At 70.0% G+C, this 14,210-nt stretch carries 14 protein-coding genes; 7 read left to right on the forward strand and 7 right to left on the reverse strand.

What is annotated here, in order from left to right:
- Positions 1-53: 53 nt before the first annotated feature.
- A complete protein-coding gene (locus HUA75_RS30180; RefSeq protein ID WP_174488365.1) occupies positions 54-536 on the reverse strand; it encodes a hypothetical protein in 483 nt (160 codons plus the stop codon).
- A gap of 101 nt (positions 537-637) precedes the next feature.
- Between HUA75_RS30180 and HUA75_RS30185 the strand changes: the two genes are divergently transcribed.
- Both HUA75_RS30185 and HUA75_RS30190 read left to right on the forward strand, forming a co-directional pair.
- Complete coding sequence (locus HUA75_RS30185) at positions 638-1,054, forward strand: EamA family transporter (RefSeq protein WP_141643130.1); 417 nt, start codon at positions 638-640, stop codon at positions 1,052-1,054.
- Positions 1,055-1,164: 110 nt separating this feature from the next.
- Positions 1,165-1,680: a YfbM family protein gene (locus tag HUA75_RS30190; RefSeq protein WP_174488366.1), complete on the forward strand. Its 516-nt coding sequence runs from the start codon at positions 1,165-1,167 to the stop codon at positions 1,678-1,680.
- 23 nt (positions 1,681-1,703) lie between these two features.
- Here the strand turns inward: HUA75_RS30190 and HUA75_RS30195 are convergent, their stop codons facing one another.
- Positions 1,704-2,477 carry a TSUP family transporter gene (locus HUA75_RS30195; RefSeq protein WP_174454592.1) on the reverse strand — a complete coding sequence of 258 codons (774 nt, stop codon included), beginning with the start codon at positions 2,475-2,477 and terminating at the stop codon, positions 1,704-1,706.
- A 144-nt stretch (positions 2,478-2,621) separates the two neighbouring features.
- On the opposite strand from HUA75_RS30195, the gene HUA75_RS30200 reads away from it, so the two are divergent.
- The 3 genes from HUA75_RS30200 (at position 2,622) to yhbY (ending at position 6,775) form a co-directional block, all read left to right on the forward strand.
- Entirely contained in the window at positions 2,622-3,434 is an 813-nt protein-coding gene (locus HUA75_RS30200) for a hypothetical protein (RefSeq protein WP_141643133.1), read from the forward strand.
- Positions 3,435-4,397: 963 nt separating this feature from the next.
- Complete coding sequence (locus HUA75_RS30205) at positions 4,398-6,422, forward strand: DnaJ domain-containing protein (RefSeq protein WP_371746227.1); 2,025 nt, start codon at positions 4,398-4,400, stop codon at positions 6,420-6,422.
- A 62-nt stretch (positions 6,423-6,484) separates the two neighbouring features.
- Positions 6,485-6,775, forward strand: a complete 291-nt coding sequence (gene yhbY, locus HUA75_RS30210) for a ribosome assembly RNA-binding protein YhbY (RefSeq protein WP_141643135.1) — start codon at positions 6,485-6,487, stop codon at positions 6,773-6,775.
- Between the two features lie 21 nt (positions 6,776-6,796).
- On the opposite strand, the gene HUA75_RS30215 is transcribed toward yhbY, so the two are convergent.
- Positions 6,797-7,585, reverse strand: coding sequence for a crotonase/enoyl-CoA hydratase family protein (locus HUA75_RS30215; RefSeq protein ID WP_174465310.1), 789 nt, complete (start codon positions 7,583-7,585; stop codon positions 6,797-6,799).
- Between the two features lie 151 nt (positions 7,586-7,736).
- Positions 7,737-9,047 carry a neutral/alkaline non-lysosomal ceramidase N-terminal domain-containing protein gene (locus tag HUA75_RS30220; protein WP_141643137.1) on the reverse strand — a complete coding sequence of 437 codons (1,311 nt, stop codon included), beginning with the start codon at positions 9,045-9,047 and terminating at the stop codon, positions 7,737-7,739.
- 144 nt (positions 9,048-9,191) lie between these two features.
- Between HUA75_RS30220 and purF the strand changes: the two genes are divergently transcribed.
- Positions 9,192-10,580, forward strand: coding sequence for an amidophosphoribosyltransferase (gene purF / locus HUA75_RS30225; protein ID WP_174454590.1), 1,389 nt, complete (start codon positions 9,192-9,194; stop codon positions 10,578-10,580).
- 185 nt (positions 10,581-10,765) lie between these two features.
- Here purF and HUA75_RS30230 read toward each other — a convergent pair whose 3' ends face one another.
- The 3 genes from HUA75_RS30230 to wecB all read right to left on the reverse strand — a co-directional run bounded on the left by HUA75_RS30230 (position 10,766) and on the right by wecB (position 13,364).
- A complete protein-coding gene (locus HUA75_RS30230) occupies positions 10,766-11,002 on the reverse strand; it encodes a hypothetical protein (RefSeq protein WP_174488368.1) in 237 nt (78 codons plus the stop codon).
- Between the two features lie 88 nt (positions 11,003-11,090).
- Positions 11,091-12,134, reverse strand: a complete 1,044-nt coding sequence (locus HUA75_RS30235; protein ID WP_174454588.1) for an RluA family pseudouridine synthase — start codon at positions 12,132-12,134, stop codon at positions 11,091-11,093.
- 99 nt (positions 12,135-12,233) lie between these two features.
- Complete coding sequence (gene wecB, locus HUA75_RS30240; RefSeq protein ID WP_141643141.1) at positions 12,234-13,364, reverse strand: non-hydrolyzing UDP-N-acetylglucosamine 2-epimerase; 1,131 nt, start codon at positions 13,362-13,364, stop codon at positions 12,234-12,236.
- A gap of 105 nt (positions 13,365-13,469) precedes the next feature.
- On the opposite strand from wecB, the gene kdsB reads away from it, so the two are divergent.
- Positions 13,470-14,210: a 3-deoxy-manno-octulosonate cytidylyltransferase gene (gene kdsB / locus HUA75_RS30245; protein ID WP_174465312.1), complete on the forward strand. Its 741-nt coding sequence runs from the start codon at positions 13,470-13,472 to the stop codon at positions 14,208-14,210.

A 14,210-nucleotide genomic window follows, 5' to 3' on the forward strand; every position in this document is an offset into this window, starting at 1 on the left:
GGTGGAACCCCCGCTGCCTGTAGGGCGCGAAGGCTACCACTCAGGGGCTGGTCTCATGGGACTGCGAGTGGAGCGCTCGCCGGTTCCTCCGACATGCTCAAGTCGATGGTGAGCAGACCGCCCGCCGCGAGCGAGCTCGTCAAACAGGACTCCATGTAGCCCGCCCCGCGAGCACAGACGGTCAACCGCCCCGAGGGGACAGCGACAAACTCGGCCATGCCGTTCGCGTCCGTCCGCAGTTGCTCCGGATGCACGACGCGGGGCCTCGTCTCCCGCATGATGCCCACCGTCACGCCTCGCAGCGGATGCCCACTCCATCTCTTCAGGGCCCGGAAATGAACGCGCCCCAGGTCCTCCGGCTTGGGCGGAAGAGGAGGGGGAAGCACCTTGTCGGGAGGTGGCTCCACGGGCGGCAGCGCCTTCTCCACCACGCGGTGCGGAGTCGGAGGACTCAGCTCACGCCGCAGGTACGCCGCGAGCGAGAGCGACAGCACGACTCCCGCGATGGCGACAGTCCATCGACCCCCTGGTGCCATCCGGTGGTCTCTCCTGGGACCACCATTGCGAGAGCGCGGCGGTCGACGCTCGAAAGACTAACATCGCGGTTCCAGAGTGCGCTCGCGGTCGGGAGGTCTTCATGTCGTGGTGGGTCTATGCCTTGCTCTCCGCCCTCTTCGCAGCGCTCACCGCCGTACTGGCGAAGGTCGGCGTCGAGGGTGTTCCATCCACACTCGCCACGGCCCTGCGCACCTGCGTCGTCCTTGTCTTCGCCTGGGGCATCTCCCTGGCCCGGGGAGAACACGCCGCCCTGCCGTCCTTGAGCCGAAAGACGCTGCTGTTCCTCGCGCTGTCGGGCATCGCCACCGGCCTGTCGTGGCTGGCCTACTTCCGCGCTCTCCAGCTCGGGCCGGCCTCGCGCGTGGCGCCGCTCGACAAGCTCAGCCTGCCGCTGACCGTGCTCCTCGCCGTCGTCCTCCTGCACGAGCCGCTCTCGTGGAAGCTGGGGGCGGGCGTGGCGCTGATGGTGGCGGGCGCCCTGCTGACCCTCCGCTGAACGATGGAGCACCCGGCCCCGCATCGAAATTCCGCGACATCACCCGGGACTGGTAGGGTCCCTCGCCGCTCACGATTCCCCCCGCTTCCGCGGCACACGAGGTCCCCCGCATGGAGATGCTCTGCACCTTGCGCAGCGTCACGGAGGCGCAGCGCGACGCCTTGCTTCAGGCCCCCAAGCGCCTGGACGACTTCCTCGACGACGAGGAGGACTTCGGAGACCCGAAGGGCGGAGCATTCCTGGAACTGGACATCGGCGAGGCCTGGCACGGCCTCCAGTACCTGCTCACCGGGACGCCCTGGGAGGGCAGCGCGCCGCTGGACTTCCTGGTGCGCGGCGGCGTGGACGTGGGCGACATCCCCTCGGATGAAGGCACCGCGCGCGTCTTCTCGCCCGAGCAGGTGAAGGTGCTCGCCTCCGCGCTGCGCGAGGTGTCCGAGAACACGCTGCGCCGCCGCTACGACGCGGTGGAGATGCAGGCCCAGGACATCTACCCCGGCACGTGGGAAGAGCCGCCCGACGACTCGGACCCGCTGGAGGAGATGATCTCCTACTTCGACGAGCTCCAGAAGTTCATGGCCCAGATGGGCAAGCGCGGGGACGCGCTGCTGGTGCACATCGGCTGAAGCCACCGGGGGCGCGCCCCACGTCAGCCCATCACCACGTCGCGCCCCAGCTTTAGCACCAGCGCCAGCACCACGGCGAGCACCACCTTGCGCACCAGCGTGTCGCCGCCCTTCACCGCCAGGTGCGCGCCCAGCCACGCGCCAGTGAACTGCGCGGCGGCCATGGGCAACGCCACCTTCCAGAGCACCACGCCATTGAGGGCGAAGAGGGCCATGGACGCCAGGTTGGACGCGAAGTTCACCACCTTCGCGTCGGCGGAGGCGCGGGCCAGTCCGTGGCCCAGCAGCGTGTTGAAGCCGACGATGAGGAAGGTGCCCGTCCCCGGACCGAAGAACCCGTCATAGGTGCCGACGGCCAGCGCGATGAGCGAACCGATGGCGAGCGCGCGCGGCCGGGGTGAGGGCTCCGTCCTGGCCCCGGAGGCAGGCGTCCGCCGGAACGCGAGGAACACGGCCACCGCGATGAGCAGCACGAGCACCAGCGGCTTGAGCACCTCCGGCTTCACCAGCAGCACCAGCGCTGCGCCGGCGAACGCACCTCCCAGGCCGAAGGGGAACGTCACACGCGCCAGCCTCCAGTCCACCAGCCCCGAGCGCGAGAAGCGGACCAGCGCGGCGAATGAGCCGAAGACGGACTGCCCCTTGTTGGTGCCCAGCGCCACGTGGGGCGGCAACCCCACCGTCAGGAGCGCGGGCAGGGTGATGAGCCCGCCACCTCCCGCGATGGCGTCCACCAGGCCCGCGACCAGCGCGGCGACGCACAGCAGGAGGAGTTGCTGCGCACTGACGTCCACCATGAAATCCACCTGGGTGTCTCCCTCGGCTCGAACGGCGCCTGGGTACCACGCGCCTGAAGCGCCGTCGCGCCCGCCCGCTTCTTGCGTCACCGCGCGCCTTGGGCGTCAATGCCCTCGCGACACTCCCCTGCTTCCGAGGTCACCATGCTCGCCTCCCTCGTCACCTTGCTGGCGCTCACGCTGGCCTCGGCACCGCCGTCGCAGGACCCCAACGCCCCCTCCTGCCGCTCCATGAACAGCCAGGTGGCCTGTGGTTATGGGTGCAAGTCGGACTCGAACCGGGCCCGGTGCGCGCAGACGCCGCAGGGGCGCTGTCAGGTGGTGGACGGCCAGGCGGTGTGCTTCGACCCGCCGGCCTACGTGGTGAAGGCGTACGGCGCCTCGCTGCCGGACCCCGAGTGCAAGGCCATCGATGGCGTGGTGGCGTGTGGCTACAACTGCGCGACGCAGCCGGGTCGGGTGAAGTGCGCGAAGTCTCCGGCCGGGGTGTGCCGAGGTCGCAGCGGCGAGGTGGAGTGCTTCGACCCGCCGGCCATCGTCTTCGCCGTCTACGGCAAGGACACGCCCCGCGCGGACTGCCGCAGCAACAGCGTGGAGCTGACGTGCGGCTACAACTGCCTGAACGTCCCGGAGGGGGTGCGTTGCAACAAGACGCCCGCGGGGGTGTGCAAGATGGCGAGTGGTCGCATCACCTGCTTCGACCCGTCTCCGGCCGCGCTCTGCGCCTGGAAGCGCACCTTGCCCGCGCCCGAGTGCCGCAACAGCGAGTCCGGGCCGGTGTGTGGCTACGGGTGCACCACCGCGTTCTCGAAGTCGGCCTGTGCGTCCACGCCGGCGGGGCTGTGCAAGGTCTTCGACAGTGAGGTGTTCTGCTTCGACCCCCCGGCCGAGCAGCAGGCGGACGCGGCGTGCCTGTCCGTGCTGGGGCTGGCCACCCTCGACGGCGCCACGCCCTGACGCCCTGTATGAGCACTCTGCCCCGTCGTCTGCTTTGACCCTTCCGGGGAGAGCGGTAGGGTTCCATCTTCTCGCAGCTCGAACGGAGTAGAACCGCACATGGCGGAGGGTGACGTCCGTCAATATTGGGTTCGCAACGACAGGGGCACCTTGTGGGGGCCCCTCACCCTGCCGACCATCGAGCTGCTCATCGACAGCGGCTCCATCAAGGGGAAGCTCCAGGTCTCCGAGGATGGGCGCAACTTCGCCTTCCCCTGGCGATTCCCCGAGGCCCGCGACACCTTCCCCCGGGAGCTCTGGGGTGACGGAGCGCCCGACGCGCCCCAGCAGGCGCCGAGCGCGCCCATGGCAAGCCCCGGTGCGAATCCCGGTGGAATGCCCATGGCCGGTCCGGGTGCGAATCCGGGTGGAATGCCGATGGCCGGTCCGGGCACCGCGCACATGACGGGCCCTGGTGCGAATCCTGGCGGAATGCCGATGGCGGGCCCGGGTGCGAATCCTGGCGGAATGCCGATGGCCGGTCCGGGCACCGCGCATATGGCGGGACCCGGTGCGGTCGCGAGAAGCACGCCTGGGTCGGCTCCGATGGCAGGGCCCGGGACGCGGCCTGGAGATCCTCGCGCCCCAGGCAACCCGGGCGTTGGCGCGCCACAGGGAGCACGCCCCGGAGTTCCGGGTGCCGCCGCCCCCGGAGCGCCGAACGTCGCCGCGCGTCCTGCTCCAGGAGTCCCGCCCGGCGTCGCAACGGCCCCCGGGCGGCCTCCCATGGCCACTGCGCCTGGAGTACCGCAGGCGCCCGGAGTCGCTCCGCAGGCGGGAGTTCCCGCTGCTGTCGCCCGTCCCGCCGGTGCACCGCAAGCGCCCGGCGGCGGTGCTCCGCATGCAGGTGTGCCCGCGACCGGCGCACGCCCCGTGGCACCAGCGCAGCAGGCCCCCGCAACTCCCGGAGCGCAGCAGGCCCCCGTGGGAGCCGCTCCTCAGGCGGGAGTTCCCGCTGCTGGCGCGCGCCCCGTCGCGGCCGTCCCAACGGAGGCCGCACCCTACGCGGTGCCAGCCCAGGGACAGCTGGAGCAGACCTCGCCGCTGAACCTCTACGGGCGCGTCGCCATGGCGGAGCAGACGGGCCTGCTCACGCTGACGCTCTCGGACCGCGTCGCCCTGATTCACTTCCGCAAGGGCAACCCGGAGTTCGTCGACTCGACCCATCCCGAGGATGCGCTGGGCACGTCGCTGATGGGTGGGCGACTGCTCACGCCCGAGCAGCTCCAGCAGGCCGAGTCCGCGAAGGACCGCTTCGGTGGAGACCTGCTCGCCGCGCTCTTTGGTCTGGGACTGCTGCAACCCGCCAGCGCCTTCGCCATCCTGGCGCAGCGCGCCGCCAGCATCCTGTTCAAGGCCCTGCGCACCGAGGCGGGCACGTTCACCTTCGAGGTCCGCGAGCTGGCTGGCAACAAGGCCATGCCGCTCGGCAACCGGTGGGCCGTGCTCAGCGACACCGTGCGCCGCATGCCGTCCACGGAGCTCAAGCGCCGGCTCATGCCGGTGCTCCAACTGCCCATCATGAAGTCGGGGGGCATGGTCGCCGCGAGCGAGCTGCGCCTCACCCCGCATGAAGTCCGGGCCCTCACCGTCATCGACGGCGTGCGCTCGGTGAACCAGCTCCTCACCGACTTCCCGCAGGACGCCGACCACCTGCTGCGCCTCGCGTTCCTGCTGCGAGAGCTGGACGCCGTGTCCTTCGCCGCCGTGGCCCCGCAGCCAGGAGCCGGGGCGCACCCCGGTCCTGCTGCCGCGAGTCCACAGGCCGCCCCGACCGGTCCCGCACCCACGGCCCAGGCGCCTCGTCCCGGAAACCCTCCAGGTGTTGGAGCGGCCCCGGCTGGAGCGGCCCGCCCTGGCAATCCTCCCGGCGTCGGCACCGCCCCTTCGGGAGCGGCGACTCCTGGCAATCCTCCCGGCGTTGGAGCGGCCCCGGCCGGAGCCGCTCGCCCCGGCAATCCTCCCGGCGTGGGCACCGCCCCTGCTGGAGCCGCCCGTCCCGGCAATCCTCCAGGCGTTGGAGCAGCCCCGGCTGGAGCCGCTCGCCCCGGCAATCCTCCAGGCGTTGGAGCAGCCCCGGCCGGAGCCGCCCGTCCCGGCAATCCTCCCGGCGTGGGCACCGCCGCCGCTGGGGCCGCGCGTCCCGGCAATCCCCCAGGAGCCGCGCCCCGTCCCGCGGGTCCTCCGGTCGTCGGTTCAGCGGCGCCCACGGCGGGCCCAGGCACGGCCCGTCCGGCGCCGCCCACCGTCACCGCCAATGCCCCGGGCTCGGACGAGATTCCGTCGCTGCGCCAGCTCGTCATGGCGCTCAAGCAGCAGAACCACTTCCAGCGGCTGGGGCTCTCGGAGCAGGCGGACTCGAGTGCCGTGAAGGTCGCCTACTTCCGGCTCGCCAAGCTCTACCACCCGGACACGCTGCCGCAGGGCGCGCCTCCGGAGCTGGAGAAGCTCAAGGCCGAGGTGTTCGCCTACATCGGCGATGCCTACCGGATGCTGTCCGACGACAAGAGCCGTGCGTCCTATCTGGAGGAGGTCAAGAGCGGCGGCGCGGGAGCGGAAGTCGACATCAACGCCATCCTCCAGGCCGAAGAGCTCTTCCAGAAGGCGTGCATTCTCGTGAAGGCGCGCAAGTTCCCCGAGGCCGTGAAGATGTTGAACGAGGCCATCCAGCTCAACGCGGAGGAGGCCGAGTTCTACGCGTGGCGGGGCTATGCGCGGTTCTTCACGGCGGCGGACAAGAAGGCGGCGCAGCCGGAGGCGTTCCGGGAAATCCAGAACGCCATCAAGCGCAATGAGCGCTGTGCGCCCGCGCACTACTTCCTCGGGGTGATTGCGAAGCTGTCGGGGGACGTTCCGGGCTCGCTCAAGCACTTCAAGCGGACAGTGGAGCTTCAGCCAGACCACATCGACGCGCAGCGGGAGATTCGCATGGCGGCCCAGAAGAAGTAGGGTGCGCCCCCCGTCCGGGAGGGGCCTGGGGCCCCGCCGGACGAGTCGAAGGAGATAGCAACGTGCCGCTCACCGGGAAGCAACGCCGCCATCTGCGCGCGCTCGGACACCACCTGGAGCCGGTGGTCATCGTCGGTCAATCCGGCGTCACCGAGGGCGTCATCGCCGCCGTCGAGCAGGCGCTGCATGACCACGAGCTCATCAAGGTGAAGATCAACGACGGTCCGGAGACGCGTCAGGAAGCCTCCGCGCGCATCGCCGAGGGCACGGGCGCCGACCAGGCCCAGCTCCTGGGCCGCACCGCCCTGTTCTTCAAGAAGCGCAAAGAGGACTCCAAGTTCGAGAAGTTCTGACGGACCGCGCCCGGGGCCGCCTCACTTGCCGGTGAAGCGGGCCTCGCGGCGCTCGAGGAAGGACTGGACGCCCTCGGCGGCGTCCTCCGTTCCCGCCAGCCGCAGCAGTTGGGGCAGCAGCGCGCGCGCCGCCGCCTCGGGCCCCTCGTGCACCGCCTGTCGCGCGGACGCGAGCGTCGCCTGGACCCCCAGCGGCGCCTGCTTCGACACCGTCTCCGCCAGGGCCAGCGCGCGCTCCAGGTGACGGCCGCGCTCGACGACTTCCTGCACCAGTCCCATCCGGTAGGCCTCGCGCGCGTCGAACTCGTCGCCCGTGAGCAGCCAGCGCATGGCATTGCCCCATCCCGCCCGCTGCGGGAAGCGCAGGGTGGCGCCGCCGAACGGGAAGATGCCGCGCTTGATTTCAATCTGTCCGAAGCGTGCGTCCTCGGAGGCCACCGCGATGTCCGCCGCGAGGATGAGTTCGATGGACAGCGTGAGGCACAGGCCCTGGACGGCGACGATGAGCGGTTTGGTCCTCAGCGCTCCCTGGATGCCCCACGGGTCGATGGCGCCCTCGGCGTAGAGCGGCTCGCCACTGGAGAGGGCGGGCGCGACGCTCGCCAGGTCCAGGCCCGCGGAGAAGTGGTCGCCCACCGCGAAGATGACCATGCACCGCACGTCCGGATGACGGTCCGCCTCGGTCACCGCGGACGACAGTCCCCGCAACATGCCGACGTCGAACGCATTGCGCTTCTCCGGCCGGTGGATGCCGATGAGGGCGAGGTGACCGCGCACTTCCAGGGTGATGCGAGGGTCCGATGGGCTCATGGGGCGCTCCACGGTGAAGAAGGGAGCGCCAGTTTCCGCCATGCGGCCCTGGCGACGCCATCACGCTCGCCCCGCCGTCCAGCAAAGGACGTTCAGGACCGTCCCGACAGGCCGCCGACGAGGCCCGCGCATCCAGCCACCGCGGGCAACGTCAGCGCGTGAAGCCCGCGGTGCTGGCGGCAAGCTCCGCCGCTTCGCCCAGTCGCTCCAGCAGCGAGGGACCGAAGTACTGCCGTCGCGACTCACCGCCGCTCACGCGCACCAACTCCGGCGTCTCCACATAGCCTACGTATCCACCCGCGAGCCCCAGCACCCCCGAGGCCCCGGTGCGTCCCACCAGCACCGCGCCCGCGTCGACGGTGGGCTCACCCGGCACCGTCACCAGTTCCAGCGGCCCCAGCACCAACGCCGCCACTTCCGCCACGCGCTCGGAGGAACCGCACAGCAGGTTGTCACCCGCGGCGCGAGTGAATGACGGCACCAGCCGCGACGCATCCGGCCGAGGCATCACCGCCTCCGCGCGCACCAATGACAGCCGGACCGAAGGCCCCACGGAAGCCATGGGCACCTTGCCCGCGAGGTCGGACAAGGCCCGAGCAAAGGCGGACACACGCTCCAGCCCCTGCCCTTCGGAGAAGGCCACCGAGGCGTTGCCGACCGCGCCTTGCAACAGCAGCGTCACGCCGCTGCCCTCGGACTCGCGCAGCGAGCTGAGTCGCCCCGGGTAGTCCGGGTCCACGTACGCGCGCTGCCGGGGCACCATCGCGGGATGCGCGGCGAAGAAGAGCAGCTCCGCCACCGGGGCCGAGGCGCCGCGCAGCACCGCGCGAGTCAAGGAGCCATCCGGCGCGGTGCCACCGCTGCGCGTGTAGACGAAGGAGGGCTCCTTCGCCTCGCCCAGCTCCAGCGTCACGTCGGTGAGCGCGGCGGCGGCCTGTTGCAGCGCGGCGCTCGCGGCGGCGACGACGGCCTCCAGCGAGTCCTCCCGGTAGCGCCCCGTCCCGACGAGCTGTGACACCAGGCGGCTGTCATAACCTCCCAGCGAGGAGTGCGTGTGCGTGGCCAGCACCAGCACGTCCTGCAGTCCGGCGGCGAGCGCTCGCTCGCGCACCTTGGCGGTCACCGCATCCGTGACGAGCAGCAACTCGAGCGACACCAACCCCACCCGCGTGTTCCCCGACTCCAGCACCACCGCGCGAGCATGGAGCGGCGGGTCGGACTGGCTCGCATCCGGACGCGGAGGCGAGTACCCCGCGACCACCACCGGAAACGGCGGCACGAGCGGCACCTTCGCCGCGCCCGCGCGCAACGCACCTTCTGTTTTCACCTGAGACAGCAGCACGGGCGCGCGCTCCGCCCAGGTGCCACACCAGTTCCATGAACCCAATGAATAAGCGGCACCCACGGTGAGCAGGACCAGGGGAAACAGGGAACGCCAGGAGGCTCGTCGCGGGGAAGCCATGCGGTGGCGAGACTAACGGGACGGTGCTCGTACCGCGAGGCTCGTGTGCCCACATGGGCCGACTCCGGTGGCGGGTGGAATACCCACCAGAGGGGCGTGCGTTCCTGTTCCGCTCATCGCCCGAAAGGAGTAAGGCACCGCGCCATGTGCGGCATCTTCGGAATCACGGGACACGCCGAGGCCTCTAACCTGACGTACCTGGGGCTGCACGCCCTGCAGCACCGCGGTCAGGAGTCCGCTGGCATCGTCGCCTCCGACGGCCACGGTCTTCGGGCGCACCGTCAGATGGGGTTGGTGGCTGATATTTTCGACGCGCCGGTGCTCGCCGGCCTGCCTGGCCAGTCGGCCATCGGACACGTGCGGTACTCGACGGCCGGTGGCAGCCAGCTCAAGAACGCTCAGCCGCTCTTCGTGGCGTATGCGGGAGGACAGGTCGCCGTCGCGCACAATGGCAACCTGGTGAACGCGGGAGCGCTGAAGGAGAAGCTGGAGGCCGACGGAGCCATCTTCCAGTCGGACGCGGACACGGAGGTCATCATGCACCTCCTGGCGCGCTCCAAGCAGGTGAGCTTCGAGCAGAAGCTCGTGGAGGCGCTGCGCAAGGTGGAAGGCGCCTACAGCCTGCTGGTGCTCACGCAGAACAAGCTGGTCGCGGTGAGGGACCCGCTGGGCATCCGGCCGCTGGTGTTGGGGCGGATGAAGGAAGGCGCGTACGTGGTCGCCAGCGAGACGACCGCGTTGGACCTCATCGAAGCGGATGTGGTGCGCGAGCTGGAGCCGGGCGAGCTGCTGGTCATCGAGAACGGCGTGCTGCGCACCAGCAGGCCCTTCGCGGAGCCTCCGCGCCTGGGGCGCTGCATCTTCGAGCAGGTGTACTTCGCGCGTCCGGACTCGGTGTTGTTCGGCAACAGCGTGTACGAGGTGCGCAAGCAGATGGGCATGCAGCTTGCGCGCGAGCAGCCGGCGCCCGACGCGGACCTGGTCATCGCGGTGCCGGACTCGGGCGTGGCGGCGGCCATCGGCTTCTCGCAGCAGAGCGGGATTCCGTATGACGTGGGCCTCATCCGCAGCCACTACGTGGGCCGCACGTTCATCGAGCCGCAGCAGTCCATCCGTCACTTCGGCGTGAAGCTGAAGCTGTCGGCGGTGCGGCACGTGCTCAAGGGCAAGCGCGTGGTGGTGGTGGACGACTCCATCGTCCGGGGCACCACGAGCCGCAAAATCGTGAAGATGATCAAGGCCGCGGGAGCGCTGGAGGTGCATCTGCGCATCTCCTCGCCGCCGACGAAGTGGCCCTGCTTCTACGGCATCGACACGCCGAGCCGTCAGGAGCTCATCGCGGCGACCCACAGCACGGACGAAATCGCGAAGTACGTCACGGCGGACACGCTGGGCTACATCTCGCTGGAGGGGCTGGGCACGGCGGTGGGAGACCCCAGCCGAGGCAGCTTCTGCACGGCGTGTTTCTCGGGCGAGTATCTCATCGGAGAGCTGTCACCCTCCGCGCCGGAAGCGAACAAGCTCACCGCCTGACCGGGCGTTGACGGGACGTACCAGCACAAGGCCCCCTGCCCTCTCTTTGGGTCGGGGGCCTTGCTCGTTCCAGGCGGCGGTCGAGACCTCGCTTCAGCGAGGCCCCACGCCCATGGACCAGGGCCGTGCTCGCTCCGGGCGTCAGTCGAGACTCCACGCCAGCGAGGCGCCGAGTACTTCGCGCGTCAGTGGCGGTTGTCGAACTGGATGCCCTCGCGAACCTCGCCAAGCGCCTGCTCGGTGAGGCCGATGGCCTTCACGCGGTGGCCGCCCTTGTCGGAGGACGCGTTCTTCAGGGTGGAGAGCGCCTTCTCCAGATGGACCAGGGCGTCACGCATGCGCGGCTGCCGCTCCGCCTGGGCCTGGTTGACGAAACCGCCGAGGAAGAAGGCGACAGTGGCGGCGAGGACGGTGCGGCGCATGAAAGACTCCCGAGGTGGACGCGTCAGTGACGCGAGGAGGGTGTTTCCCTCTGGAACCCAGGAGCCGCCCGGAAGTTGCGGGGCCCGGCTAAACCTCCCCGCCGCCCTTCACGGGAGGCGCGGGCGGCAGCGAAGCCCCCGCGATGAAGTCCGTGAGGTCGGAGGGAAGCGGAGCCTCGAAGGCAACTTCCACACCGGTGCCAGGATGCGGGAAGACGATGCGCGCGGCATGCAGCGCATGTCGTGGCAGCCGCAGCCGGGTCCACGCCTCGGGCTCCAGGCTGTGCTTGCTGAAGCGATCAAAGTAGCCGGGGTCCGGCCCGTACATCTTGTCGCCCACCAGCGGGAAGCCCGCGACGTGCAGGTGGATGCGAATCTGATGCTGACGACCTGTCTCCGGAAAGCAGCGCAGCAGCGCGAAGGGCGCACCCTCGCGAGTGAAGCGCTGGAGCACCTGGAAGCGGGTGCGGCTCGGCTTGCCCTCCACGGGGTCGATGCGCACGGCGATGCGGATGAGTTCGGTGCCCTCGGCGATGGGCGCGTCGACAACGAAGGAGTCCTCGGAGGGATGGCCCTCGCAGACGGCGAGGTACTCCTTGTGCACGTCGCGCGAAACGAAGAGTCGTCCCAGCACCCGGCAGGACTCGGTGGTGCGTCCGCAGACGACGAGCCCGCTGGTCTCCCGGTCCAATCGGTGCGCGGGCTCGGCGAAGCGCTCACCGAAGCGCTCGCGCAGGATGGAGACGAGGGTGCCCTTGTGGTAGCGCGCGGTGGGATGGATGGGCAGTCCCGCGGGCTTGTCGAGCACGAGCAGCCAATCATCCTGGAAGACGACAGGGAGCTCCGTGGGCGTCTCGGGTTCTTCGGTACCGGGGCGGCGCAGTCGGAAGGCCATGCCGGGATACACGGGCGTGGAGGGCTTCAGCCGCTGCTCGTCGCAGCGAACACCGCGCAGGATGATTCCGGCCAGGCGCTCCCGAGGCATGCGGCGCAGCTTCTGGCCCAGGTAGTCCTCCAGGCGCCAGCCCGCATAGTTGGGCTCGACGACAAAGGGGATGTCGACGAAGCCCTCGGGGGCCGGGTCCTTCTCGGAGGCGGAGACCTCCGCCGATGCGTCCTCATCGCCGCGCATGAACTCCCAGCTCTAACATGGAGCGGAAGCACACACAGTCGGAACGAGCACTGCCACGAGGCACCGTCACACAGGTGTCGCGGCCCCTCGTCACCTCCCTCAAGCGGAGACAGCGCGAAGCGAGCCCTGCTCGACGGAGAGGAAGCGCGAGAACAGGTCCGCGATGCGCTCACCCGAGCGACCATCCCAGTACTCCGGCACGCGGCCCTTCTTGCCCTGCCCGTTGAGCGCGCGGTCGGCGGCCTCGCGGATGCGGTCCGGGTCGGTGCCCACCACCTCGTTGGTCCCCTCCTCGACGGTGATGGGGCGCTCGGTCTGCTCGCGCAGGGTGAGGCACGGCACGCCCAGCGCCGTGGTCTCCTCCTGGAGTCCGCCCGAGTCGGTGAGGATGAGCCGGGCCTGCGACGTCAGCGCGAGAAACTCCAGGTAGCCCATGGGGTCCACGGGGCGCAGGTTCGGATTGCGCTCGAACGCGGAGCCCAGGCCCTGCTCGGAGATCATCTTCCGCGTGCGCGGGTGCACCGGGAAGACGACCGGGATTCGGGACGCCACGTGAGCAATCGCGGACAGCAGCCCGCCGAGCACGCGAGGGTCATCCACGTTGGACGGCCGGTGGAGCGTGCACACCGCGTAGCCATGAGGCGCAAGGCCCAGGCTCTTCAGTACGGGCAACTGCTCCGCCCGCTCCTTCGAGGCGAGCAGTGAGTCAATCATCACGTTGCCCACGAAGTGGATGCGGTCCGGCTCCAGCCCTTCCTTGAGCAGGTTGGCATCCGCGTCGCGCGAGGGCGTGAGGAGCAGGTCGGCCAGCCGGTCGGTGACGACGCGGTTGATTTCCTCCGGCTGGTGCCGGGAGTAGCTGCGCAGGCCGGCCTCGACGTGGGCCAGGGGAATCGCCAGCTTCGACGACACGAGCGCGGCGGCGACAGTGCTGTTCACGTCACCCACGACGGAGACGAGGTCCGGCTTGTGCTCCAGGAAGACCTTCTCCAGCTCCACCATCGTCCGGGCCGTCTGCTGTGCGTGGCTGCCGGAGCCGATGCCCAGGTGCACGTCCGGCGCGGGCAGGCCCAGGTCGGAGAAGAAGACGTCGCTCATCTTGACGTCGTAGTGCTGCCCCGTGTGGATGAGGATCTGCTGGAGCGGGGTGCGCGCGGCGATGGCCCGGTGGATGGGCGCGACCTTCATGAAATTGGGCCGCGCACCGACGATATGGATGACCTTCTTCATGTCGCCAGCCAAGCTAGGCACGGCGAGTCGGATGCCTAGTGGCTGCGGGGCGACTCGCCTCCGCGGAGCCAGCGTCCGTCCTGAATCTGATAGACCGAGTGTGCCATGCCCTCCTCACGCACCATCGCCGTCATCCCCGCCCGTCATGCCAGCACCCGCTTCCCCGGCAAGCCGCTCGTCCTCATCGCCGGCAAGCCCATGGTGGAGCACGTGTGGCTCCGATGTCAGGAGGCGGGCGTCTTCGACGAGGTCTGGGTGGCCACGGACGACGAGCGCATCCGCGCCACCGTGGAGGGCTTCGGAGGCCGCGCGGTGATGACCAGCCCCGCCTGCGCCACGGGGACGGACCGGGTGGCGGAGGTGGCGCGCGAGCGGCCCGACGTGGACGTGTGGGTGAACGTCCAGGGTGACGAGCCCCTGGTGGACCCGGAGGCGCTCAAGTCGCTCGCCGGACTCTTCACGGACACCACCGTGCGCATGGGCACACTCGTCAGGCCCCTGGAGGCGGACGAAGCGGACAGCCCGCACGTGGTGAAGGCGGTGCTCGCGCTCAACGGCGACGCGCTCTACTTCAGCCGCAGCCTCGTCCCCCACGCGCGGGAGACCGGGACTCCCGTCCCCCGCTGGGGCCACATCGGCCTGTATGGTTACCGGCGGGACGTCTTGTTGCGGCTCGCGGAGCTGGCGCCCACGCCGCTCGAGGAGACGGAGAAGCTGGAGCAGCTCCGCGCGCTGGAGCACGGCATCTCCATCCGCTGCGCCCGAGTCTCCTGGCGCACGGTCGCGGTGGATGTCCCCGGAGACGTCGCGAAGGTTGAAGCCGTCATGCGCGAGAAAGGACTGTAG

This window comes from Myxococcus sp. CA040A, assembly GCF_013336725.1.
GTDB lineage: Bacteria > Myxococcota > Myxococcia > Myxococcales > Myxococcaceae > Myxococcus > Myxococcus llanfairpwllgwyngyllgogerychwyrndrobwllllantysiliogogogochensis.